Source organism: Pseudomonas sp. S9, assembly GCF_000222125.1.
Classification (GTDB): Bacteria; Pseudomonadota; Gammaproteobacteria; order Pseudomonadales; family Pseudomonadaceae; genus Aquipseudomonas; species Aquipseudomonas segetis.
This window is the reverse complement of the sequence record NZ_AFFX01000011.1, coordinates 214,517-236,641: the sequence shown is the minus strand read 5'-3', so window position 1 is coordinate 236,641 and position 22,125 is coordinate 214,517. Positions and strand designations below refer to the sequence as shown.

The following is a 22,125-nucleotide window of genomic DNA, read 5'->3' as shown; positions in this document are numbered from 1 at the left end:
AAGTCAGAACTTTCCGAGACCAGAAACCGAAACGTCGCTCAAGATCTGAAGACCAATAAAAAAGGCCACCATAAGGTGGCCTTAAGCGTAAAGCGGAGAGTGTTCGGTTTACCCCCCAGCCACTGGACGCATGTAGGAAATCGGTGCGTTCTTGGGGTCGTCAAAGGTCACGGTTTCCCAGGCATCCGGCTGCGCGATCAGCTCACGCAACAAACGGTTGTTCAGGGCGTGTCCGGATTTGAAACCACGGAACTCACCAATCAAGCTGTTACCCAGCAAATAAAGATCACCGATCGCATCGAGAATCTTGTGCTTAACGAATTCGTCTTCATAACGCAGACCATCTTCGTTCAACACGCGATTTTCATCCACCACGATCGCGTTATCTACACTGCCGCCGAGTGCCAGGTTCTGTGAACGCAGGAACTCGATGTCGCGCATAAAACCAAATGTGCGCGCTCGACTGACTTCCTTGACAAAGGAGGTACTGGAGAAGTCAACGCTTGCCATTTGCGTACGGTCACGGAAAACAGGGTGATCGAAATCGATCTCGAAACTCACCTTGAATCCTTCGAAAGGCACGAAGGTGGCGCGCTTGTCGCCCTCCTCCACAGTTACTTCACGAATGATCCGGATGAATTTCTTGGCCGCTTCCTGCTCTTGCAGGCCAGCGGATTGAATCAGGAATACAAAAGGTCCCGCACTGCCGTCCATGATCGGTACTTCGGATGCAGAGAGTTCGACGTAGGCGTTATCGATGCCCAGGCCTGCCATGGCCGAAAGCAAGTGCTCTACCGTATCCACCTTGACGTCACCATTAACCAAGGTGGTTGACATGGTGGTTTCACCGACGTTGCTCGCCCGCGCAGCAATTTCCACGACGGGGTCCAAATCGGTACGTCTGAACACGATACCGGTGTCCACAGGTGCCGGCTTCAGGGTCAGGTAAACCTTTTCCCCCGAATGCAGGCCGACGCCAGTGGCGCGGATAATGTTCTTTAAGGTGCGTTGTCTGATCATGTCTCTGGCCGCTATAGCGCTAGTTGCGAATTGTTTTCAACAATGGCCGGCGATAATAGCAGAACCGGCCTTTGCTGAATACCAATCACCCTAATGCTCCTGATACATTTCATTAATCGGCCTGACGGCGCAGAAAAGCAGGGATGTCCAGGTAATCCAGATCGTCCTGCGGATTCATTTTTGCTGCAGTCGCAGCGCCGGCATGGCTCTGACGCTGAACGGTTGGACGCTCATAGTCTTTGTAGTTGACGCTTTGCTCGCTACGCGGTGCTGCAGAGGCAGCAGGCGCCTGTTGAGCGGTCGACGGAGCCGAAACCGGCGCTGAGCTGACCTGTACAGTGTTGTCGATAACCTTGACCGGCTTCTCGATTTTCGCACCCAGACCAGTTGCAACAACGGTGACGTGCAGTTCATCGCGCATATCCGGGTCGATCACTGTGCCTACCTTGACAGTGGCGTGCTCGGAAGCAAATTGCTCGATGATGTTACCGACATCGGAGTACTCACCCAGCGACAGGTCAGGACCGGCTGTGATGTTAACCAGGATGCCACGCGCGCCCTGCAGGTTTACATCTTCCAGCAGTGGGTTGCGGATAGCCGCTTCGGTCGCTTCACGGGCGCGGTTCGGACCACTGGCGCAACCAGTGCCCATCATCGCCATGCCCATTTCGCTCATCACGGTTTTAACGTCGGCAAAGTCGACGTTGATCATGCCTGGACGCTTGATGATGTCGGAAATACCGCGCACCGCACCAGCCAGAACATCGTCAGCCTTGGCGAAGGCCGACAGCAGGCTGGCGTCCTTGCCGAGGATGGTCAGCAGTTTTTCGTTAGGGATGGTGATCAACGAGTCAACGCTTTGCGACAGAGCACGGATGCCTTCTTCGGCGATCTGCATGCGCTTGCGGCCTTCGAATGGGAACGGACGCGTGACCACTGCAACGGTCAGAATCCCCATTTCCTTGGCGACTTCAGCAATAACAGGCGCAGCGCCGGTGCCGGTACCGCCACCCATGCCCGTGGTGATGAAGACCATATCAGTGCCCTGCAGCACTTCGGCGATGCGCTCGCGGTCTTCCATGGCCGCCTGACGGCCAACTTCGGGATTGGCACCAGCACCCAGGCCCTTGGTCACGCCGGTACCGAGCTGCAGCACGGTGCGTGCACCAATGTTCTTCAATGCCTGGGCATCGGTGTTGGCGCAAATAAATTCAACGCCTTCAATGTTACTGACGCACATGTGGTTCACGGCATTGCCGCCACCGCCACCGACGCCGATAACTTTGATAACTGCGCTTTGCGGGATGTTATCTACGAGTTCGAACATTTTCCCTCTCCTATATTTCTAGTTTTGTAACGCCTACTGCACACGCTTAAACAACCACTGATCAATCAGAAGTTGCCCTGTACCCAGCGCTTCAAGCGCTCGAGTACCGGTTCTTTTTTGTCTTCGCTGAAGCCATTGCTGCCAACTGAAGACATCGAAATCCCATCGGCCTGCTTTTGCAGTCCGTAGAGCAACAGGCCAACGCCTGTCGAATAAATCGGGTTGCGCACCACGTCACCAAGGCCTTTAACACCCTGAGCGACGCCAAGGCGCACCGGCATGTGGAAAATTTCCTCTGCCAGCTCTACCGCCCCTTCCATCTTCGCGGTACCGCCAGTAAGCACCACGCCTGCCGGAATCAGGTCTTCATAACCGCTGCGGCGCAGCTCGGCCTGAATCAGGGTGAACAGTTCGTCATAACGCGGTTCAACCACCTCGGCCAGGGTTTGGCGAGACAGGTCACGCGGCGCACGATCGCCCACGCTCGGCACCTTGATGGTTTCACCAGGACCGGCCAGCTTGGCCAGGGCGCAGGCATAACGAATCTTGATTTCTTCGGCGTACTGGGTTGGGGTACGCAGTGCCATGGCGATATCGTTGGTGACTTGATCACCCGCAATAGGGATCACGGCGGTATGACGGATAGCGCCTTCGGTGAAGATGCAGATGTCGGTGGTGCCGCCGCCGATATCGACCAGGCACACGCCCAGCTCTTTCTCGTCGTCGGTCAGCACGGCATAGGCCGAAGCCAGTTGTTCGAGGATGATGTCGTCGACTTCAAGGCCGCAGCGACGCACGCACTTCTCGATGTTCTGCGCGGCATTGACGGCACAGGTGACCACATGGACCTTGGCTTCCAGGCGCACGCCAGACATGCCCAGCGGCTCACGAACACCTTCCTGGTTATCGATCACGTAGTCCTGGGGCAAGGTGTGCAGCACACGTTGATCCGCAGGAATGGCAACCGCCTGGGCAGCGTCAAGCACACGCTCGAGGTCGGCACGACTGACTTCGCGATCGCGGATCGCAACAATCCCGTGGGAGTTGAGGCTACGGATGTGATTGCCCGCCACGCCGACGAAAGCCGAGTGAATCCGGCAACCCGCCATCAGCTGTGCTTCCTCGACGGCCCGCTGGATCGACAACACCGTTGACTCGATATTCACCACCACGCCCTTCTTCAGGCCACGCGACGGATGTGTACCGATGCCGACGATCTCCAATTGACCATCTGGCGTAACTTCGCCCACCAGCGCCACCACCTTGGATGTGCCAATGTCGAGGCCAACGATCATCTTGCCACTCTCAACGTTTGCCATGTGTCTTGCCTTCTCCTGATTCACTGCACAGCAGCGGTTTCAGCCGCCGTGGGCGCTACCGGCTGACGCCACGCAACGGCCAGGCCGTTGGAGTAACGCAGATCGATACGCGCGATATTCGCGATTTGCTCTTTCAATTCTTTGTCGTAAATGGCAATGAAACGGCGCATTTTTTCGACCAGGTGATCGCGCCCCAACAGCAGCTCGACCCCCTGTGATGTCACTAAAAACCAGCTTCCGCGCTCACGCAGTTCAAGTCGTGCGATCGAGAAACCCATTGGCCGCAACATCTGGCTAAGCACCTGGTATTGCTGCATCACCCGCTGTTGCGCACGCTTAGGACCATACAACTGCGGTAAATGTTCGTAATGAGCCAACTCTTCTGGCGCAAATGCCTGGCCCTGGTTATTCAACAGCGAACCATCGCCCCAGCGGGCGATTGGCATCTGCTCTTCCAGGCTGACCACAATCTGGTCAGGCCACACGCGACGCACTGCTGCACTGGCAATCCAGGGCATTTGCTCAAGCTCGTGGCGCATGCCGGTCAAGTCGACACTGAAGAACTTCGACTTGATAAATGGCGCGATCCGCTGCTGCACCGCTTGCTGGCTGACATAGCTCAAGTCACCTTCAACACTGACCTTGGCAATCGGCCGGTCGACGTAGGGCATCAGGCGCACTGACAGCTCATAAGCACCAAAACCCAATGCCAGCAACAGCAGCGGCCACGCCAGACGCTTGAGGAACTTAAGGTCGGGTTTGCGCAAGCGCGAACCAAGCGGCTCCTTATCCACCAAACGACTGGCGCCACGCGGCACAGGCTTACCGCGTACTGGGGTACGGGTCGCTCCTGGCTGATGGCGGGCAATGGCGTTCATGACTTAACCCCGACCCTCGATACTGTCGGCCAAAATCGCCAACACCAACTGTTGAAAGTCCAGGCCTGCAGCCTTGGCAGCCATTGGCACCAGGCTGTGGTCGGTCATCCCCGGCACAGTGTTGACCTCCAGCAGCCAGAAAGCCCCGTTGGCATCCTGCATCACATCGGCCCGCGCCCAGCCCTGCACACCAACTGCATCGCAGGCACGCTCGGTCAGCGCCTTGAGTTCTTGCTCCTTGGCCGCATCCAGGCCGCTGGGAATACGGTACTGGGTGTCATCGGCCAGGTACTTGGCGTCGTAGTCATAGAAGCTGTGCGGTGTGCCCAGGCCAATCGGCGGGAGCACTTGGCCACGCAAGGTCGCCACGGTGTACTCAGGGCCGTGAATCCACTGCTCGACCAACACCTGGCTGTCGTATTTGCTCGCGTCTTGCCAGGCGGCAATCAACTCTTCGGCACTGTTGACCTTGGCCATGCCGATGCTTGAACCCTCATGTGCCGGCTTGACGATCAGCGGAAAGCCCAGGTCGTCAGCCGCAGCCCGGCAGTCTTCGACACTGGCCAACACGGCATGGCGTGGTGTCGGCAAGCCAAGGCTCTGCCAAACCTGCTTGGTGCGCAATTTGTCCATGGCCAGGGCCGAGGCCAGAATGCCGCTACCGGTGTAAGGAATACCGGCGCACTCGAGCAAGCCCTGCATGCTGCCGTCTTCACCGCCACGGCCGTGCAGGACGATAAAAGCCCGATCAATTTTTTCGTTAAGCAAAGATTGCAGCAGGTCTTCACCGACATCGATACCGAAGGCATCCACACCGGCGGCTTGCAGCGCGCTAAGCACTGCATTGCCTGATTTCAGGGAAACCTCGCGCTCGGCGCTCTTGCCGCCGAACAACACGGCCACGCGCCCGAACGCACTGACGGGCAGCTCTGACTTCAAACCGGAAAACAGTTGATCACTCATTTCGACTTACCTGCCGGCGCTTTAAACAGCGGGCTTTGCAACAGTTGTGGGGCCAAACCACCGATATCGCCGGCGCCCTGGCACAGAAGAATGTCACCGGCACGCAACAGCGGCTTGATCAGCGGCGCCAGGTCGACGCCGCGTTCGATATAAATAGGGTCGAGCTGACCGCGCTGGCGAATGCTGTGGCACAGCTGGCGGCTATCGGCGCCCGGAATGGGTTCCTCACCCGCCGGATACACTTCCATCAACAACAGCACGTTGGTTTCACCCAGCACCTGCACGAAATCGTCGTACAGGTCGCGGGTACGACTGAAGCGATGCGGCTGGTAAACCATGACCAGACGGCGCTCAGGCCAGCCGCCACGAACCGCCTTGATGACCGCAGCCACCTCACGCGGGTGATGGCCATAGTCGTCGACCAACATCACTTCACCGCCTTCAACTGGCAGCTCGCCATAGACCTGGAAGCGACGACCCACACCCTGGAAACCCGACAAGCCCTGGACGATGGCTTCGTCGGAGATGCCTTCGTCCGTTGCAATGGCGATAGTCGCCAGGGCATTGAGGACGTTGTGGTTGCCGGGCATGTTGACCGAGACATCAAGTGGCTCGCTGTCGCGGCGCAACACGGTGAAGAAGGTTTGCATGCCTTGCTGACGAACATTGATCGCGCGCACGTCTGCACCTTCGTCAAAACCGTAGGTCATGGTCGGACGTGCCACTTGCGGCAGGATTTCACGCACCACCGGGTCATGGACGCACATCACAGCCAGGCCATAGAACGGCAGGTTTTGAAGGAATTCGATGAAGGTCTTCTTCAAGCGATTGAAGTCCCCCTCGTAGGTGCTCATGTGGTCCATGTCGATATTGGTAACCACCGCAACCATGGGCTGCAGGTGCAAGAAGCTGGCGTCGCTTTCATCCGCTTCGGCAATCAGGTAGCGGCTGGTGCCCAGCTGGGCATTGGTACCTGCTGCATTGAGGCGTCCGCCGATGACAAAGGTCGGATCAAGACCGCCTGCGGCAAATACCGAGGCCAGCAAGCTGGTGGTAGTGGTTTTGCCGTGGGTACCGGCAACCGCGACGCCATGCCGGTAGCGCATCAACTCGGCGAGCATCTCGGCGCGAGGCACCACTGGAATGCGTCGTTCAAGGGCAACTGCAACTTCCGGGTTCGAGGTATTGATTGCACTCGACACCACCAGCACATCGGCGCTCTCGGCGTTTTCAGCGCGGTGGCCGATAAATATCTGCGCACCGAAGCTTTTCAGGCGCTCGGTTACGGCTGAATCCTTGAGGTCCGAGCCAGAAACCTGATAGCCCAGGTTCAGCAGCACCTCGGCAATACCGCACATACCCGCGCCACCAATACCAACGAAGTGGATACGGCGAATGCGGCGCATCTCAGGCTGCGGATAAGCTTTTTGATTCTCAACCACGGGCCACCTCCAGGCAGATATCGACGACAGTGCGAGTTGCATCAGGTTTCGCCAGTTGGCGTGCCTTGGCGGCCATAGCGGTCAGTTGTTCGGAATGCATCAAAACCTCGGTCAGCTGTGCAGCGAGCGAGGCTGCATCAGTGGAGCGTTGTGGCAGGAGGACGGCGGCGCCCTCGCTCACCAGATAATCGGCATTGCGGCTTTGGTGATCGTCAATGGCGTGGGGCAGCGGAACCAGGAAGGCAGCCAGCCCGGCAGCCGCCAGCTCACTGATGGTCAGCGCACCAGCACGGCAAATCACTAAATCAGCCCAGGCATAGGCTTGCGCCATGTCCTTGATGAATGGGGCGACCTGCGCTTCGACGCCCGCTTCGCGATAACGTTCGCCGGTAATTTCAGCGTGTTGCTTGCCCGCCTGATGGAACACTTCAGGACGCAGCTCGACAGCCACTTGGGCCAACGCCGCCGGCAATAATTTATTAAGGGGTTCGGCGCCCAGGCTGCCGCCCATCACCAACAACCGTGGTTTACGGCCCTGCAAGCTGTCACGCGGGGTTTCGAGGAACAGTTCCTCACGCACAGGGTTACCGGTTGTGCGGCGCTTAGCCGAGGCCGCAAAGGTATTGGGAAAGGCTTCGCACACGCGGCTGGCAAAAGGCACCAGGCTGCGATTGGCCGTACCCGCAACGGCATTCTGCTCGTGGATGATCAAGGGCGCACCAGACAGCCTGGCAGCCAAGCCGCCGGGCCCCGTGACATAACCGCCCATGCCCAGTACACATACAGGCTTCAGCTCGCGCATCACCTTGCGTGCCTGGAACAAGGCCTTGATCAGCTGGAAAGGTGCCTTGAGCAACGACAGCTTGCCCTTGCCGCGCAAACCCGACACATCAATGAGGTGCAGCGGCAGGCCGGCAGCAGGTACCAATTCGTTTTCGATACCGCGCGGCGTGCCCAGCCAGTGCACGCTGTAGCCACGCGCCTTGAACTCAGCCGCACAGGCCAATGCCGGGAAGACGTGCCCGCCGGTACCGCCGGCCATGATCAGCACATTACCGCGCATGAGTGGCCTCCTTGGCAGAACCGGGCTTGAGCGGCAGCTCCTCTGCAAAGTCCGACTCATCAAAGTCGGCGTCTTCACTGCCGAGTTGATTGCGACATTCCCACTCGATTCGCAGCAACAACGCCAGGCTGATGCAACAGATCACCAGCGAGCTGCCGCCATAGCTGAGGAATGGCAAGGTCAAGCCTTTGGTCGGCAATAGACCGATGTTTACTCCGATATTGATCAGGAATTGACCAATCCACAGGAATGCCAGGCCGTAGGCGGTGTAAGCGGCAAAGAACTGTTTCGCGCGCTCAGCCCACAAGCCGATGTATAGCGCACGCACGCAGACAAATACGAACAGGCCGACAGTGACCAGCGCACCAACCATGCCCAGCTCTTCGGCAAGCACTGAAAACACGAAGTCGGTGTGGGCTTCAGGCAGGTAGAACTGCTTCTGGATACTGTTGCCCAGGCCAACGCCGAACCATTCGCCACGGCCGAAGGCAATCAAGGCCTGGCTAAGCTGGTAGCCGGCACCGAACTGATCGGCCCATGGGTCGGCAAAGTTGGTCATACGCGCCCAGCGATAGGGGTCCTGTACCAGCACCACGACCGCACCAACGGCCAGCAATACCATAAGGCCAAAGCGGAACAGGCCAACGCCCCCCAGAAACAGCATGGCCGCGGCCGCGCCGAACATCACAACAGTGGCACCAAAATCAGGCTCGGCCAGCAGTAAAGCGGCCATAGGCAGCAGCACGACAAAGGGCTTGAAGAAGCCGGCCCAGCTTTCGCGTACTTCTTCCTGCCGGCGAACCAGGTAACCCGCCAGATAGATCACTGCAAAGACCTTGGCGATTTCAGAGGGCTGCACGTTGAAAGCCCAAAAGCCGATCCAGCGCATCGAACCATTGACCTCGCGCCCTACACCCGGGATGAGCACCATGACCAGCAGCCCGATCGCGGCAATCAGCAAGACCCAGCCACAACGCTGCCAGGTGGCCAGCGGAATCATCACCACGACAGCTGCAGTGCCAAGCCCGATCAACAGGTACACCAAATGACGAATCATGTAGTACAGCGGATTGCCGGTATTGACCGCAGCCACTTCGGTTGAAGCCGATGAAATCATCACCAGGCCCAACCCAAGCAATGCCAGGCAACCGGCAAGCATGGCGAAATCCATGTCAAAGCCGCGACGGCTGAACAGTGGCGAAGGATAAGGACGCAGGAAGGACAACATCAGTTGAGTGCCTCCACTGCCTGGCTGAACAAACGTCCGCGCTCTTCAAAGTTCTTGAACATGTCGAGACTGGCACAGGCCGGCGACAGCAATACCGCATCGCCTGGCTCGGCCAACTCGGCACTTCGCTGTACGGCTTGTGCAAGGGTTTTAACCTGGATCAATGGCACAGCATCACCCAAGGCCTGCGCCAAACGCTCGGCATCGCGCCCCAGCAGCACGACGGCGCGGCAGAAACGGGCAACAGGTTGGCGCAGGGCGGAGAAATCAGCCCCTTTGCCATCACCACCGGCGATCAACACCAGCTTGCCCTGGATATCAGCGCCCAAACCCTCAATTGCCGCTAACGCAGCGCCGACGTTGGTTGCCTTGGAGTCATCGTAGTAACCCACCTCATTGCGCTCACCCACCCATTGGCAGCGATGGGCCAGGCCAGGGAATTCCTTCAGAGTGTCCAGCATTACCTGCATCGGCAAGCCGGCAGCATGGCCCAGGGCCAGTGCCGCCAGTGCATTTGACTGGTTGTGTGCGCCGCGAATCTTCAATTCGCGAACAGGCATCAGGCGATCGAACTTGAAGCCCAGGTATTTTTCACCTTGCTCTTCGATCAGGCCAAAGCGCTGGAAGTCCGGCTTACCCAAGCCAAAGCTCCAGCAAGGCACTTGATCGGCAATGAGCGGACGCGACAAGGCATCATCACGATTGACCACGACCTGCTTGGCGCCACGGAAGATCCGGTGCTTGGCCAAGTGGTATGCCGGCAAACCGCTGTAGCGATCCATGTGGTCTTCGCTGATGTTCAGGCATGTCGCCACTTGCGCATTGAGCTGGTCGGTTGTTTCCAGCTGGAAGCTCGACAATTCCATGACGTACAGCTCAACGTCGTCGCTGAGCAGATCCAGCGCTGGCGTTCCCAGGTTGCCGCCGACCGCCACTTTCTTGCCCGCTGCCTGAGCCATCTCACCGACCAGGGTGGTCACCGTGCTTTTCGCGTTGGAACCGGTGATCGCGATGATTGGCGCCTTCGCATTACGTGCGAACAGCTCTATATCGCCGGAAAGTTTCACCCCGCGGCTCCCCCCCTCCTGCAATGCAGGGGTCGCCAGCGCGATACCTGGGCTCACCAACAGTTCACTGGCGCGGCAAAGGAATTCAACGTCCAGATCGCCACAACGCACTTCAACCTGCGGGAACTGTTCACGCAAGGTGCCCAGCTCCGGCGGATTCGCACGCGTATCGACCACGGCAAAGCGCACACCCTGGCGCGCAAGGAAGCGCACCAGGGACATGCCGCTCTTGCCGAGGCCGACAATAATGCGGAAGTGGTCAGAAGCAATCAGACTCATCTCGTCCTCAGCGCAGTTTGAGGGTGGCAAGGCCGATCAACACCAGAATCACGGTGATGATCCAGAAACGAACGATGACCCGTGGTTCAGGCCAGCCCTTGAGTTCAAAATGGTGATGGATCGGCGCCATGCGGAACACCCGCTTGCCGGTCAACTTGAAGGATGCGACCTGGATAATCACCGACAGGGTTTCCATCACGAACACACCGCCCATGATGAACAGCACCACTTCCTGGCGCACGATCACCGCAATGGTGCCCAGCGCTGCACCCAGCGCCAGCGCGCCAACATCGCCCATGAACACCTGGGCCGGATAGGTGTTGAACCAGAGAAAGCCCAGGCCTGCACCGACCAATGCGGCACAGAATACGATCAGCTCGCCAGCGCCTGGTACATAGGGAATCAACAGGTAATCGGCAAACTTGATGTTGCCCGACAGGTAGCAAAAGATGCCAAGGGCACCGCCGACCATGACGGTTGGCAAAATGGCCAGGCCATCGAGACCATCGGTCAGGTTGACCGCGTTGCTTGAGCCGACGATAACCAGATAGGTCAGGATCACGAAACCAGCACCCAGCGGAATGCTCACATCCTTGAGCAACGGCAGAATCAGCGTGGTTTCAACTGGCGTTTGCGCAGTGACAAACAGAAACAGCGCCGCGCCGAGGCCAAACACGGACTGCCAGAAATACTTCCAGCGGCTAAGCAAGCCACGGGAGTTTTTCTCGATCACCTTGCGATAGTCATCGACCCAACCAATGGCGCCGAACAGCAGGGTCACGGCCAACACCACCCACACATAGCGATTGCTCAGATCGGCCCAAAGCAAGGTGCTGACGGCAATCGCAGAGAGAATCAGCGCGCCACCCATGGTTGGCGTGCCTTTCTTCGACAGGTGCGACTGCGGGCCATCATTGCGCACCGACTGGCCAATCTGGCGGATTTGCAGGGTGCGGATCATCCACGGCCCCAGGCACAGCGACAACGCCAGCGCCGTGAGCACACCAAGAATCCCGCGCAGTGTCAGGTATTGGAACACCGCGAAACCAGTGTGGAACTGTTGCAGGTACTCAGCCAGCAGCAGCAGCATTAGTGTTTCTCCCCGGATATGCCACAAAGCGCCGCCACGATGTTTTCCATCGCGGCGCTGCGTGAGCCTTTAATTAGAATTGTGGTGTCGTTGCTTTCGGCCTTTAAGGCTTCGATCAGGCTGGCTTGATCGGCAAAGTGCCGGCCATTGCTGGCAAACTCTTCTACGGCATACGCCATGAGCGGGCCGACGGCGAACAGCGCATCAACCTTGCCCTTGGCATATTTGCCTACATCGCGATGGCTCTGCTCGGCCCAAGTGCCAAGCTCGCCCATGTCGCCCAGGACCAGCACCTTGCGCCCTGAAAACCCCTTGAGGATGTCAATCGCCGCGCAAATTGAAGCCGGGTTGGCGTTGTAGCTGTCATCGATGACGCGCATGCCATTGGCGGTCAACTGTGCGACCGCACGGCCCTTGACCGGAAGCAGCGCCTCAAGACCGGTCTTGATATCGACCAGCGGTACTGACAATGCGCTTGCCGCAGCAGCTGCAGCCAAGGCGGTGCCGACATTATGCTCACCCAGCACATTGAGCTGGATACGTGCTTGTCCTTGCTCGCTGTGCAGGTGGAAGTTCGGGCAACCACGGCTGTCGCGACCGATCTCGCTGGCGAAGAAGTCAGCCGCGCTGTTGCCCATCGAAAAACTCAGCAACTGCTTGCCTTTGACCTTTTCAGCCCATGTATCGAAGGCTTTGTCATCTCGATTGAGCACCGCCACGCCGTCATCACCGAGACCTTGCAGAATTTCGCCCTTGGCCTCGACAATTTTTTCAGGCCCGCCAAACTCGCCCACATGCGCAGTGCCTGCATTGGTAATAATCGCAACCTGCGGCTGGGCCAGGGACACTGTATAGGCAATCTCGCCGACCCCGGACGCACCCAGCTCGATCACTGCGGCCTTGTGCTCGGGTCCCAGTTCTAGCAGGGTTAGCGGCGCGCCCAACTCATTGTTCAGGTTACCGCGCGTGGCCAATACCGCAGAGCCATGCTCGACAAAGGCTTCACGCAGGATGCTGGCGAGCATTTCCTTGACAGTGGTTTTACCGCTGGAGCCGGTCACCGCCACCAATGGACCGCCAAACGCCTGGCGATTAAGTGCGCCTAACTGGCCCAGGGCGCGGCGCGTATCGGCAACGAGCAACTGTGACAGCGGCGCATTTGCCACTTCACGCTCGACCAGCGCGGCAACGGCGCCCTTTTCACTCACTTGGGCCAGATAGTCATGGCCATCGAAATTCGGCCCGCTCAGGGCGATAAACAGCTGCCCGGGCTTGATCGAGCGGCTATCGGTACTCACGGCAGCAAATGCGCAGTCTTCGCCGATCAGGCGTGCATTCAAGGCATCGGCAATTTCACTTAGTCGCAGGGCCTTAAGCATGAGCCACCTCCCATGCGGACAAAGCCTTGGCCGCTTCCTGCAAGTCGGAGAATGGTTGACGCACACCGTTGATTTCCTGGTAATCCTCGTGGCCCTTACCGGCGAGCACTATCACGTCGTCAGCACTGGCAGCGCCTATCGCCTGGGCGATGGCAACGCCGCGCCCGGCAATAAACTGTGCGTTATCGGCATTCACCAAACCGTCACGAATATCGGCGAAGATTTGCTCAGGTTTCTCGCTACGCGGATTGTCATCGGTGACTATGACTTGATCCGCCAAGCGCTCGACAACGGCAGCCATTAGTGGACGCTTGCCGCGATCACGATCACCGCCGCAGCCAAACACGCAGAGCAGCTTGCCCTTGACGTGCGGACGCAATGCTTCAAGGACTTTTTCCAGGGCATCCGGCGTGTGGGCATAATCGACTACAACCAGTGGCTGCTTGACGCCAGCAACTTCGACTCCGCCGAGACGCTGCATGCGACCAATAGGCCCCTGCAGGCCTGGCAACACCTTGAGAATCTCATCCAAGGCATAATCCAGCCCAAGCAAGACACCTACCACGGCTAGCAGGTTGCTCAGGTTGAAGCGACCGAGCAACGCGCTGCGCAGGTTGCCTTCGCCACGGGGCGTAACCAGTGTCGCGCGCACGCCATGATCGTCAAACTGCACGTCACGGCAATGCAGGTAGGCCTCGGCGTTATCCAGGCTATAGCTGATCAGGCGCGACTCATGATCCTGCACGGCCAACTGCCTGCCGAATGCATCATCAAGGTTAATCACCCGGCAACGCAGGTTTGGCCATGCAAAGAGCTTGGCCTTGGCCGCGGCATAGTTTTCCATGGTGCCGTGGTAATCGAGATGATCACGGGACAGGTTGGTAAAGACCGCAACGTTGAAATCAAGTGCAGCAACCCGGCCTTGGTCCAGACCATGCGACGAGACCTCCATCGCCAGCGCGCGGGCGCCGGATTTTTTCAGGTCAGCCAGCACCGCCTGTACGCCAATGGGATCAGGCGTGGTGTGCAGCCCCTGGGCCAGGCCGTTATAAAAACCATTGCCCAGGGTGCCGACAATCCCACAAGGCTCGCGGAGCTTGTCCAACGCCTGGGCCAGCAACTGGCTGACACTGGTTTTGCCGTTGGTGCCAGTGATGCCGACCATATGCAGGCCGCGGCTTGGTTCGCCATAAAAGCGCCCGGCGATCGCCGACAGTTGACCGGCCAAGTCCTTGATTGCAACCAGTTCGGCCTTGTCGACACTCATGTCAAAGGCGCCGCCCGCTTCATATGCAACGGCAGCAGCACCACGCTCAAGCGCATCGGCGATGTGCTCGCGACCGTCCTGGCTCAGGCCCGGCACTGCCAAAAACAGATCGCCCGGACGCACCTTGCGGCTGTCGAGTGTCAGCTCGCGAATCAAAACACAGCTGCTCGCTTTAGGTAACAGCTGATTAAGAGGCATTGGCATCAGCCGCGCCCTCCTTTATTCGATGTTGCATCAACTGTTTTCACATCTTCTTCAGATGGCAAATTGTCAGGTGTCACGTTCATCAAGCGCAGGCCACCAGCCATCACACGGCTGTACACCGGCGCCGAAACCAGACCGCCGTAGTAGCCGTCCTTGGTTGGCTCATCAATCACCACGGCCAAGGCAATGCGCGGGTTATGCGAAGGAGCAAAGCCGGCGAACAGCGAGCGGTAGGAGTGCGGCGTATAGCCCTTGGTACCTGCGGTGGTCTTACGCGCCGTGCCGCTTTTGCCAGCTACGTGATAGCCGGGCACCTTGGCGCGATAAACACCGCCCGGCGCTTCAATCACTTGCTGCAACATGCCCTGCACGGTCTTGGCGATGTCTTCTGGAATAACCTGGACGCTATCGGGTGTTTTGTCGACGCGGATCAGCGACAAGGGCACCGAGCGGCCGGTGTTTGCCAGCACCGAATAGGCATGGGCAAGCTGTACAGCGGTGACAGACAGGCCATAGCCATAAGCCAGGGTGGCTGTCTCGGCTTGTCCCCACTTGCGATGGTTTGGCAGGTTACCGACTCGCTCGCCCGGGAAGCTCAGGCCCGTATCCTGGCCAAAACCCACTTGCTGCATGACGCTGTAGATGGCTTCAGCACCGATGTCGAAGGCTACCTTGCTGACCCCGACGTTGCTCGACTTGATCAGGATGCCGGTCAGGTCGAGCACACCGCTGTTACGTGATACATCGCGAATGGTGTACTTGCCGATACGCAACCAGCCTGGCGCTACGTTTACCGTGTCGGTTGGCTTCCAGCGCCCTGTTTCCAAGGCAGCGCTGATCGAGAACGGCTTAACTGTCGAGCCCGGTTCGAATACATCGGTCATTGCCCGGTTGCGCATGGCTGCCGGATGAATGGTGCGACGGTTATTGGGGTTATAGGTAGGCTGGTTGACCATGGCCAGGATTTCCCCGGTCTTGACATCAACCATCACCAGGCTGCCTGCCTTGGCACCGAACTCAACCAGTGCATTGCGCAGTTCGCGGTGTGCCAGGTATTGCAGGCGCAGATCAATGGACAACGCCAATGCCTTGCCGGCCTTGGCGTTCTGGGTGACCTGCACATCCTTGATCAAGCGGCCGCGCCTATCCTTCAGCACCTGACGCTTGCCTGGCACACCCGCCAGCCATTCATCGAACGCCAGCTCCATGCCTTCACGCCCGCGATCGTCGACGTCGGTGAAACCAACTACGTGGGCAGCCACTTCGCCGGCAGGATAGAAACGACGGAATTCTTCGATCGAATAAACCCCAGGCACCTTGAGGTCGAGGATTTTTTGACCTTGCTCCGGCGTCAGGCCACGCACCAAGTACATAAACTCGCGATTGGCGTTAGCTTGCAGGCGCCTGGCGAAATCATCCGGCTTTTGCCCCAGGGCTTCAGCCAGGGTCGGCCACATAGCCTTGGCGGCTTGCAACTCCTTGCCATTGGCCCAAAGGGTGGTCACCGGCGTGCTCACCGCCAGCGGCTCGCCATTGCGATCAGTCATCAGGCCACGATGGGCAGGAATTGGGATATGGCGAACGCTGCGCGCATCACCGTGCGCCTGCAGGAAGTCGTGGTCAAAAATCTGCAGGTCAATGATTCGCCAAACGATTGCACCGACCATAACGGCCAAAAGCAGCAGCACAAGACGGAAACGCCATGGATAAAGCGCGCCTTCGAGCTTGATCATGGCTTCACCATGCGCACTTCTGCGGCGTCCGGGATGCGCATATTCAGCTGTTCGCTGGCCAGGGTCTCGATACGGTTGTGTGCAGTCCAGGTACTTTGCTCAAGGATCAAACGCCCCCACTCGGCCTGGGCCTTGTCGCGCACACTCAGCTCAGCGTAAAGCTCATTGAGCAGTTGGCGATTCCAATGCGCGCAATAGGAGACAGCCAGCGATGAACCCAGCACTGCAATAAACAGCACCAGCATCAGCACGCTGCCGCGCGGAAAGGATTTCGCCATGCGCAGGTTCATCGCAACTTCTCCGCGATGCGCATGACCGCGCTGCGTGAGCGCGGATTGGCCTTGAGTTCGGCTTCAGATGCAAAAACCGGTTTACCGATCAGCTTCAGGCGTGGCTCGAAGGCTTTTGGAATAATCGGCAGATCACGCGGCAGCTTGTCCTGCTCGCCCTTGGCGTGCTTACGCATGAACTGCTTAACAATCCGGTCTTCCAGCGAATGGAAGCTGATGACCACCAAGCGCCCACCAACTTCCAGGGTCTCCATGGCAGCGTCAAGCCCGGCTTCCAGATCACCCAGTTCGTTATTGATATAAATACGCAAGCCCTGGAATGCACGGGTAGCTGGGTTTTTACCTTTCTCCCACGCAGGGTTGGCAACGGTCAGCACTTGCGCCAAATCGGCCGTGCGCTCGAAAGGTTGCTCCGCGCGACGCGCGACCACGGCACGCGCCATCCGCTTGGCGAACCGCTCTTCGCCGTACTCTTTGAAAACGCGGGCAATCTCTTCTTCGCTGGCACTGGCAATCCACTGCGCCGCACTGACGCCACGCGATGGATCCATGCGCATATCCAGCGGGCCATCATTGAGGAAGCTGAAGCCACGAGTGGCATCGTCCAACTGGGGCGAGGAAACACCGAGGTCAAGGAGAATGCCGCTGACCTTACCCGAAAGCCCGCGGACAGCCGCCTCGGCAGAAAGTTCCGCAAAACTTCTCTGTACAACGACAAAGCGGCCGTCTTCGGCCGCTAGCGCTTTCCCTGTGGCTATTGCCAGGGGATCTTTGTCGAACCCTAGCAATTGGCCGTCAGGGCCGAGCGAGTCAAGGATAAGCCGGCTATGCCCACCCCTGCCGAAGGTGCCATCTATATAGCGACCACCCGCGCGCACAGCCAGCCCTTCGACAGCCTCGTCGAGCAGCACGGTTATATGGCGAAAATCGCTATTCATAGTCACAGGATCAAGTCACGTAGATCGTCAGACAAAGCACCCGGTTGCTTGATAGCTGCCAAATCGGCATCTGCCACTGCATTCCAGGAATCTTCGTCCCACAATTGAAATTTATTGAGTTGGCCGACCAGCATGGCGCGCTTGTCCAGCTTGGCGTATTCGCGCAAGCGTGGCGGCACCAGGAAGCGACCGCTGGCATCGAGCTCAAGGTCAACCGCATTACCGATCAACAAGCGTTGCAAACGACGGTTTTCTTCACGAAAGGAGGCCAATTCACGGAGCTTGGCTTCGATAAGCTCCCACTCGGTCAGGGGATACACACATAAGCAAGGGTCAATCGCATCAATCGTGATGATCAGTTGGCCAGCACAGCGCGACACGAGCTCGTCGCGATACCGGCTGGGCATCGCGAGTCGACCTTTTGCGTCGAGACTTATGGTGTTGGCTCCACGAAACACGATTGCGTTTCCCCTTGTTATTTAGCTATCCATGCCCAAAAAACCCACTTTTCGCCACTTCTTACCACCTGCGCACACTATAGGAACGCGCATACCCCACCGTCAAGGTGCTTAAACAGGGAAAAACCCTTATAGAACGGAGATTTAGCGAATTTTACGAAGGTGGGAGAACAGCTCAAGTCGACATTCAAAGATTAAATGCCAGCATACACACGCAACTGCGCTTCAAACTTAAAGTAGTTTGTTAAGAGTAAGATTATTTAGGTATTAGAATCGCAAGGAAGGACACCAAGCGTACTACCAAGTAGAAAGGTGGAGAGTCGATCTGTAAGCCGGGTTCTGTCGAGGACAGTCATTCCTCTACGACGTACATCACTGCACGCCTTTAGCAACCTACCCGGTTTCAGCGCGGGCCACGCCAATGAAACCCTATTTGGTCTTGCTCCGAGTGGGGTTTGCCTAGCCACGGACTGTTACCAGCCGTGCGGTGCGCTCTTACCGCACCTTTTCACCCTTACCGGCGCCGAAGCGCTTAGGCGGTTATTTTCTGTGGCACTTTCCGTAGGCTCACGCCTCCCAGGCATTACCTGGCACTCCGCCCTATGGAGCCCGGACTTTCCTCCCCCGCACCTTGTAAACAAAGCACGGCAGCGACTGTCCGATCGACTCTCCGCCGACTAGGGTAATTGCACTTGGACATTAGAACAAGCGCAACCGAGCATTGGCGCGGGAAAAACCCGATATCAACCACCTGCCCCACAGGCAAGCCACGCCACAAAAAACGCACACATAGCACGAAACCAGTGGGCTTCAGCAGTTACTTCGTCGACTGACGCTCCAGCGCCAACTGATAGAGCAAGTTTTTGCGCACACCCGTGATTTCCGCCGCCAAAGCCGCTGCACGCTTCAACGGCATCTCCTTTAACAGCAAATCGAGCACACGCAGCGCCTCGGCACTGACTGCGGCATCTCCTTCCGGGGCTTGCCAGCCCGCGACCAGCACGACACATTCACCGCGCTGCTGGTTACTGTCAGCCGCCACCCATGCACTCAACTCACCCAGCGGCAGGCCCTTGAGGGTTTCGAAGGTCTTGGTCAGTTCACGCGCCAGCAATGCCGGGCGCTCATCACCAAAGATCGAACGCATATCCTCAAGGCACTCGGCAATACGATGCGGCGCCTCATAAAAGATCAGCGTGCGCGGCTCTTCCTTGACCTGTTCCAGTCGCGAGCGACGCCCCACCGACTTAGCCGGCAAGAAGCCCTCGAAGATAAAACGATCCGACGGCAAGCCTGCAGCCGACAGTGCGGCGATCAATGCACAGGCACCGGGCACAGGCACCACGGCGACACCCGCGGCCCGCGCCTGGCGCACCAGGTGATAACCGGGATCGGAAATCAACGGCGTACCCGCATCGGAAATCAACGCAACATCTTCACCCGCCTGCAAGCGCTGCAAAAACTTGCCACCATGATCACGCTCATTGTGCTCATGGCAGGCAACCAGAGGCGTAGATAGACCAAAGTGCTGCATCAGGCGCGCCGAATGCCGGGTATCCTCTGCAGCAATAAGGGCCACATCAGCCAGCACCTTCAAGGCACGGGCACTCATGTCATCGAGGTTGCCAATGGGCGTGGCAACCACATAAAGCGTGCCCAAAGCTGAACTCAACGCATCTGTAGAAGTCACTGCACACGCCTCATTTATCACTAAAACGCGCATTGTAGCCCGTTTAGGGAATCTTCTGAAAAAAGTAGCGAGTGCCGGTAGCACAAGGCGAAAAGGTGCGAAAAAGCGCAGTTTAGCTAGCCTAAATGAGCATTTTGAGCACTTTTCCCACGCAGCAATACCTGGCGCAGTCGTTTTTAAGAGGTTCCTTAGCGCCGCCGACATCGCACCTTCGGCATAGCTTGGGTACAATTCACCCCTCATTTGATCAAGTATCAGGAACGCTTACATGATCGCCCGCCTGCGCCCGCTTCTCCTCCTTTGCCTTGTCGGCTTGCTTGCCGCCTGTGCCAGCTCATCAAACTCTGTCGGTGAACTACCGCGCACACCTCAAGCCAGCATTGAGCAATTGCTCCAGCAGGCTGGAGATGCGCAGACCGAGGAAGCCAACTTATTGCGCCTGTCCGCTGCAGACCAGGCCTACAAACAAAAGGATATTGGCCGCTCCAGCAGCATTCTCGAACAAGTCCAGCTTGAAACACTCAAGCCTGCCCAACAGGTATTCGCCAGCACCCTTGCTGCCGAGCTAGCATTGGCACGGAAAAACCCCAAGGCCGCCCTTCAAGCGCTTAGCCACCCAAGCTTCGAGCGTCTCGGCGAGCTACCGGTCGAGCAACAGATCCGCAGCCAGTTGACCCGCGCCAAGGCATTGGAGCAAGACGGCCAACTGCTCGCCGCAGCCCGCGAACGCATCTACATTGCGCCCTTGCTCAGCGATGCGACGGCCGCGAGCAACCACGAAGCCATCTGGGCTCTGGTTTCACGCCTGCCCGCCAATCAGCTGCAAACCACCGGCGATGCCGACCTTACAGGCTGGCTGGCACTTGCCAGCGCATCAAAGAGCGCAGCAACCCTCGAACAGCAGCAAGCTGCCATTGATAACTGGGTTGCAACGCACCCAGCCCACCCGGCAGCGGTGCAATTACCCAAGCCCCTGCAAGACCTGAAGCAACTGTCGAGCGAACCGATTGGCCAAATTGCCCTGCTCTTGCCGCAGGAAGGCAAGCTTTCCAGTGTTGGTCGCGCCCTGCGTGATGGGTTCATGGCGGCGTACTACCAAGCCCAGCAAGCGGGTGAAACCCTGCCCGACGTACAGATTTACGACAGCTCGCGCATCAGCTCCATGGACAGTTTCTACCAGCAAGCGCAGAGCGCCGGCACACAACTGGTGATTGGCCCGCTGGAAAAAGAATTGGTAACCCAACTCAGCAGCCGCGAACAACTGCCCATCACTACCCTGGCCCTTAACTACAGCCAGAACGAACAGGAAGCGCCTCCTCAGCTGTTCCAGTTTGGCCTCGCCGCCGAAGATGAAGCACGCGAAGCAGCACGCCGCGCCTGGTCTGACGGCATGCGCCGCGCCATCGCGCTAGCGCCGAGCGGCGACTGGGGCAGTCGCGTCCTCGCCGCGTTCCGCCAGAGCTGGGAGGCCCAGGGCGGCGAACTGCTTGCAGCCCAGAGCATCGCCCAACCCGTTGAACTGGCCCAGCAAATCGGCAAGCTACTGCAACTGCGCCAAAGTGAAGCGCGCAGCAAAAGCATCGAGGAAAAACTTGGCACCGAAGTCGCCGCACAGCCTTCGCGTCGCCAGGATGTCGATTTCATGTTCCTCGCCGCCACGCCGCAGCAGGCACAACAAATAAAGCCAACGCTGGTGTTCCAGTACGCAGGCGATATGCCGGTCTACGCCACATCAACCCTCAATAGCGGCGTATACAACCAGGCCCAGTATCTGGACATGGAAGGCATTGAGTTCTCCGAAACCCCGTGGATGCTCAACACCGACGACCCAACTCGCCAACTTATAATCAACCAGTGGCCTCAAGCAGGCGGCAGCCTTGGTCGTCTCTACGCAATGGGCGCTGACGCCTTTATCCTGGCACCACGTCTGGATCAGCTGAAGGCACTGCCAAGCACGCGCATCGACGGTCTTACCGGCAGCCTGAGCCTGGACGCCCAGCAACGAGTTGTACGCCAGCTGCCCTGGGCACAATTCACTGGCGGCCAGATCCAGCGCCTGCCAGACACCCCGCTTGATTGATCGCACCAGCAGCCAAAGCAGCGGCAACGCTGCCGAGGCAATGGCCTGCCAACATCTCGAGCAACACCACCTGCGCCTCATCGCAAAAAACTGGAGGTGCAGGAGCGGCGAGCTTGATCTGGTCATGCTCGACATCGATACAGTAGTATTTGTTGAAGTTCGCTATCGCCACCACAACGCCTGGGGCGGCGCGACAGAAAGCGTTGATAGGCGCAAGCGCGGTAAACTCACGCAAGCGGCCATGACCTTTTTGCAACAAGAGTCACGCTGGAACCAACACCCCTGCCGCTTTGATGTCGTCGCCATAAACCCCGACAGCAAAGGCAAGTTGCAATTGAATTGGATTAAAAATGCGTTTGATACATGAACGACCTCGCCATTCATTGTCACAATAAGGCAGCTCCAACTCG

General features: G+C 58.2%; 19 protein-coding genes and 1 other RNA gene. 2 read left to right on the top strand and 18 right to left on the bottom strand.

Annotated elements, in window-relative coordinates; translation table 11 throughout:
• Positions 1-108 precede the first annotated feature (108 nt).
• From lpxC to rsmI, 18 genes are all read right to left on the bottom strand, one after another.
• Positions 109-1,020 (bottom strand): UDP-3-O-acyl-N-acetylglucosamine deacetylase, encoded by a 912-nt coding sequence (gene lpxC / locus PSES9_RS0119860; RefSeq protein WP_010489905.1) that lies wholly within the window; start codon positions 1,018-1,020, stop codon positions 109-111.
• Between the two features lie 112 nt (positions 1,021-1,132).
• Positions 1,133-2,347: a cell division protein FtsZ gene (gene ftsZ / locus PSES9_RS0119855; protein ID WP_010489904.1), complete on the bottom strand. Its 1,215-nt coding sequence runs from the start codon at positions 2,345-2,347 to the stop codon at positions 1,133-1,135.
• 65 nt (positions 2,348-2,412) lie between these two features.
• Positions 2,413-3,666 carry a cell division protein FtsA gene (gene ftsA / locus PSES9_RS0119850; RefSeq protein ID WP_010489902.1) on the bottom strand — a complete coding sequence of 418 codons (1,254 nt, stop codon included), beginning with the start codon at positions 3,664-3,666 and terminating at the stop codon, positions 2,413-2,415.
• Positions 3,667-3,686: 20 nt separating this feature from the next.
• Positions 3,687-4,544, bottom strand: a complete 858-nt coding sequence (locus PSES9_RS0119845; RefSeq protein ID WP_010489900.1) for a cell division protein FtsQ/DivIB — start codon at positions 4,542-4,544, stop codon at positions 3,687-3,689.
• 3 nt (positions 4,545-4,547) lie between these two features.
• A complete protein-coding gene (locus PSES9_RS0119840) occupies positions 4,548-5,507 on the bottom strand; it encodes a D-alanine--D-alanine ligase (RefSeq protein WP_010489897.1) in 960 nt (319 codons plus the stop codon).
• A complete protein-coding gene (gene murC / locus PSES9_RS0119835; protein ID WP_238530409.1) occupies positions 5,504-6,913 on the bottom strand; it encodes a UDP-N-acetylmuramate--L-alanine ligase in 1,410 nt (469 codons plus the stop codon). Before murC ends, PSES9_RS0119840 begins: the two co-directional genes overlap by 4 nt.
• Before the next feature lie 28 nt (positions 6,914-6,941).
• Complete coding sequence (gene murG, locus PSES9_RS0119830) at positions 6,942-8,012, bottom strand: undecaprenyldiphospho-muramoylpentapeptide beta-N-acetylglucosaminyltransferase (RefSeq protein ID WP_010489893.1); 1,071 nt, start codon at positions 8,010-8,012, stop codon at positions 6,942-6,944.
• On the bottom strand, positions 8,002-9,240 hold the full coding sequence (gene ftsW, locus PSES9_RS23965) for a putative lipid II flippase FtsW (protein WP_010489892.1): 1,239 nt from the start codon (positions 9,238-9,240) through the stop codon (positions 8,002-8,004). Before ftsW ends, murG begins: the two co-directional genes overlap by 11 nt.
• Positions 9,240-10,586: a UDP-N-acetylmuramoyl-L-alanine--D-glutamate ligase gene (gene murD / locus PSES9_RS0119820; protein WP_010489890.1), complete on the bottom strand. Its 1,347-nt coding sequence runs from the start codon at positions 10,584-10,586 to the stop codon at positions 9,240-9,242. Before murD ends, ftsW begins: the two co-directional genes overlap by 1 nt.
• Before the next feature lie 7 nt (positions 10,587-10,593).
• Entirely contained in the window at positions 10,594-11,676 is a 1,083-nt protein-coding gene (gene mraY / locus PSES9_RS0119815; protein ID WP_010489889.1) for a phospho-N-acetylmuramoyl-pentapeptide-transferase, read from the bottom strand.
• The gene (locus tag PSES9_RS0119810; protein WP_010489887.1) at positions 11,676-13,055 is read right to left on the bottom strand and encodes a UDP-N-acetylmuramoyl-tripeptide--D-alanyl-D-alanine ligase; all 1,380 of its coding nucleotides are present in this window, start codon (positions 13,053-13,055) and stop codon (positions 11,676-11,678) included. Before PSES9_RS0119810 ends, mraY begins: the two co-directional genes overlap by 1 nt.
• Positions 13,048-14,526, bottom strand: coding sequence for a UDP-N-acetylmuramoyl-L-alanyl-D-glutamate--2,6-diaminopimelate ligase (locus PSES9_RS0119805; protein WP_010489884.1), 1,479 nt, complete (start codon positions 14,524-14,526; stop codon positions 13,048-13,050). The genes PSES9_RS0119810 and PSES9_RS0119805 overlap by 8 nt, the downstream gene beginning before the upstream one ends.
• Positions 14,526-16,259 (bottom strand): penicillin-binding transpeptidase domain-containing protein, encoded by a 1,734-nt coding sequence (locus tag PSES9_RS0119800; protein WP_010489883.1) that lies wholly within the window; start codon positions 16,257-16,259, stop codon positions 14,526-14,528. Before PSES9_RS0119800 ends, PSES9_RS0119805 begins: the two co-directional genes overlap by 1 nt.
• Positions 16,256-16,549, bottom strand: coding sequence for a cell division protein FtsL (gene ftsL, locus PSES9_RS0119795; RefSeq protein WP_010489881.1), 294 nt, complete (start codon positions 16,547-16,549; stop codon positions 16,256-16,258). The genes PSES9_RS0119800 and ftsL overlap by 4 nt, the downstream gene beginning before the upstream one ends.
• Positions 16,546-17,487 carry a 16S rRNA (cytosine(1402)-N(4))-methyltransferase RsmH gene (gene rsmH, locus PSES9_RS0119790; RefSeq protein ID WP_085987597.1) on the bottom strand — a complete coding sequence of 314 codons (942 nt, stop codon included), beginning with the start codon at positions 17,485-17,487 and terminating at the stop codon, positions 16,546-16,548. Before rsmH ends, ftsL begins: the two co-directional genes overlap by 4 nt.
• 2 nt (positions 17,488-17,489) lie before the next feature.
• On the bottom strand, positions 17,490-17,945 hold the full coding sequence (mraZ, locus tag PSES9_RS0119785) for a division/cell wall cluster transcriptional repressor MraZ (RefSeq protein ID WP_010489877.1): 456 nt from the start codon (positions 17,943-17,945) through the stop codon (positions 17,490-17,492).
• A gap of 312 nt (positions 17,946-18,257) precedes the next feature.
• Positions 18,258-18,615: RNase P RNA component class A (gene rnpB / locus PSES9_RS24375), an RNA gene on the bottom strand.
• Positions 18,616-18,762: 147 nt separating this feature from the next.
• The gene (rsmI, locus tag PSES9_RS0119780; protein WP_083840294.1) at positions 18,763-19,668 is read right to left on the bottom strand and encodes a 16S rRNA (cytidine(1402)-2'-O)-methyltransferase; all 906 of its coding nucleotides are present in this window, start codon (positions 19,666-19,668) and stop codon (positions 18,763-18,765) included.
• A 235-nt stretch (positions 19,669-19,903) separates the two neighbouring features.
• On the opposite strand from rsmI, the gene PSES9_RS0119775 reads away from it, so the two are divergent.
• Together PSES9_RS0119775 and PSES9_RS0119770 are read left to right on the top strand one after the other, a co-directional pair.
• Complete coding sequence (locus PSES9_RS0119775) at positions 19,904-21,715, top strand: penicillin-binding protein activator (RefSeq protein ID WP_010489871.1); 1,812 nt, start codon at positions 19,904-19,906, stop codon at positions 21,713-21,715.
• The gene (locus PSES9_RS0119770; protein ID WP_010489870.1) at positions 21,708-22,082 is read left to right on the top strand and encodes a YraN family protein; all 375 of its coding nucleotides are present in this window, start codon (positions 21,708-21,710) and stop codon (positions 22,080-22,082) included. The genes PSES9_RS0119775 and PSES9_RS0119770 overlap by 8 nt, the downstream gene beginning before the upstream one ends.
• Positions 22,083-22,125 lie beyond the last annotated feature (43 nt).

Excerpts from the sequence above, each read along its gene's own strand:
- ftsW (WP_010489892.1), bottom strand. The coding sequence starts at position 9,240 with ATGTTGTCCTTCCTGCGTCCTTATCCTTCGCCACTGTTCAGCCGTCGC.
- rsmI (WP_083840294.1), bottom strand. The coding sequence starts at position 19,668 with ATGCGCGTTTTAGTGATAAATGAGGCGTGTGCAGTGACTTCTACAGAT.
- PSES9_RS0119805 (WP_010489884.1), bottom strand. The coding sequence starts at position 14,526 with ATGCCAATGCCTCTTAATCAGCTGTTACCTAAAGCGAGCAGCTGTGTT.
- ftsL (WP_010489881.1), bottom strand. The coding sequence starts at position 16,549 with ATGAACCTGCGCATGGCGAAATCCTTTCCGCGCGGCAGCGTGCTGATG.
- PSES9_RS0119800 (WP_010489883.1), bottom strand. The coding sequence starts at position 16,259 with ATGATCAAGCTCGAAGGCGCGCTTTATCCATGGCGTTTCCGTCTTGTG.
- ftsZ (WP_010489904.1), bottom strand. The coding sequence starts at position 2,347 with ATGTTCGAACTCGTAGATAACATCCCGCAAAGCGCAGTTATCAAAGTT.
- lpxC (WP_010489905.1), bottom strand. The coding sequence starts at position 1,020 with ATGATCAGACAACGCACCTTAAAGAACATTATCCGCGCCACTGGCGTC.
- PSES9_RS0119775 (WP_010489871.1), top strand. The coding sequence starts at position 19,904 with ATGATCGCCCGCCTGCGCCCGCTTCTCCTCCTTTGCCTTGTCGGCTTG.
- murG (WP_010489893.1), bottom strand. The coding sequence starts at position 8,012 with ATGCGCGGTAATGTGCTGATCATGGCCGGCGGTACCGGCGGGCACGTC.
- PSES9_RS0119845 (WP_010489900.1), bottom strand. The coding sequence starts at position 4,544 with ATGAACGCCATTGCCCGCCATCAGCCAGGAGCGACCCGTACCCCAGTA.
- murD (WP_010489890.1), bottom strand. The coding sequence starts at position 10,586 with ATGAGTCTGATTGCTTCTGACCACTTCCGCATTATTGTCGGCCTCGGC.
- PSES9_RS0119840 (WP_010489897.1), bottom strand. The coding sequence starts at position 5,507 with ATGAGTGATCAACTGTTTTCCGGTTTGAAGTCAGAGCTGCCCGTCAGT.
- PSES9_RS0119810 (WP_010489887.1), bottom strand. The coding sequence starts at position 13,055 with ATGCTTAAGGCCCTGCGACTAAGTGAAATTGCCGATGCCTTGAATGCA.
- murC (WP_238530409.1), bottom strand. The coding sequence starts at position 6,913 with ATGCGCCGCATTCGCCGTATCCACTTCGTTGGTATTGGTGGCGCGGGT.
- mraY (WP_010489889.1), bottom strand. The coding sequence starts at position 11,676 with ATGCTGCTGCTGCTGGCTGAGTACCTGCAACAGTTCCACACTGGTTTC.
- rsmH (WP_085987597.1), bottom strand. The coding sequence starts at position 17,487 with ATGAATAGCGATTTTCGCCATATAACCGTGCTGCTCGACGAGGCTGTC.
- ftsA (WP_010489902.1), bottom strand. The coding sequence starts at position 3,666 with ATGGCAAACGTTGAGAGTGGCAAGATGATCGTTGGCCTCGACATTGGC.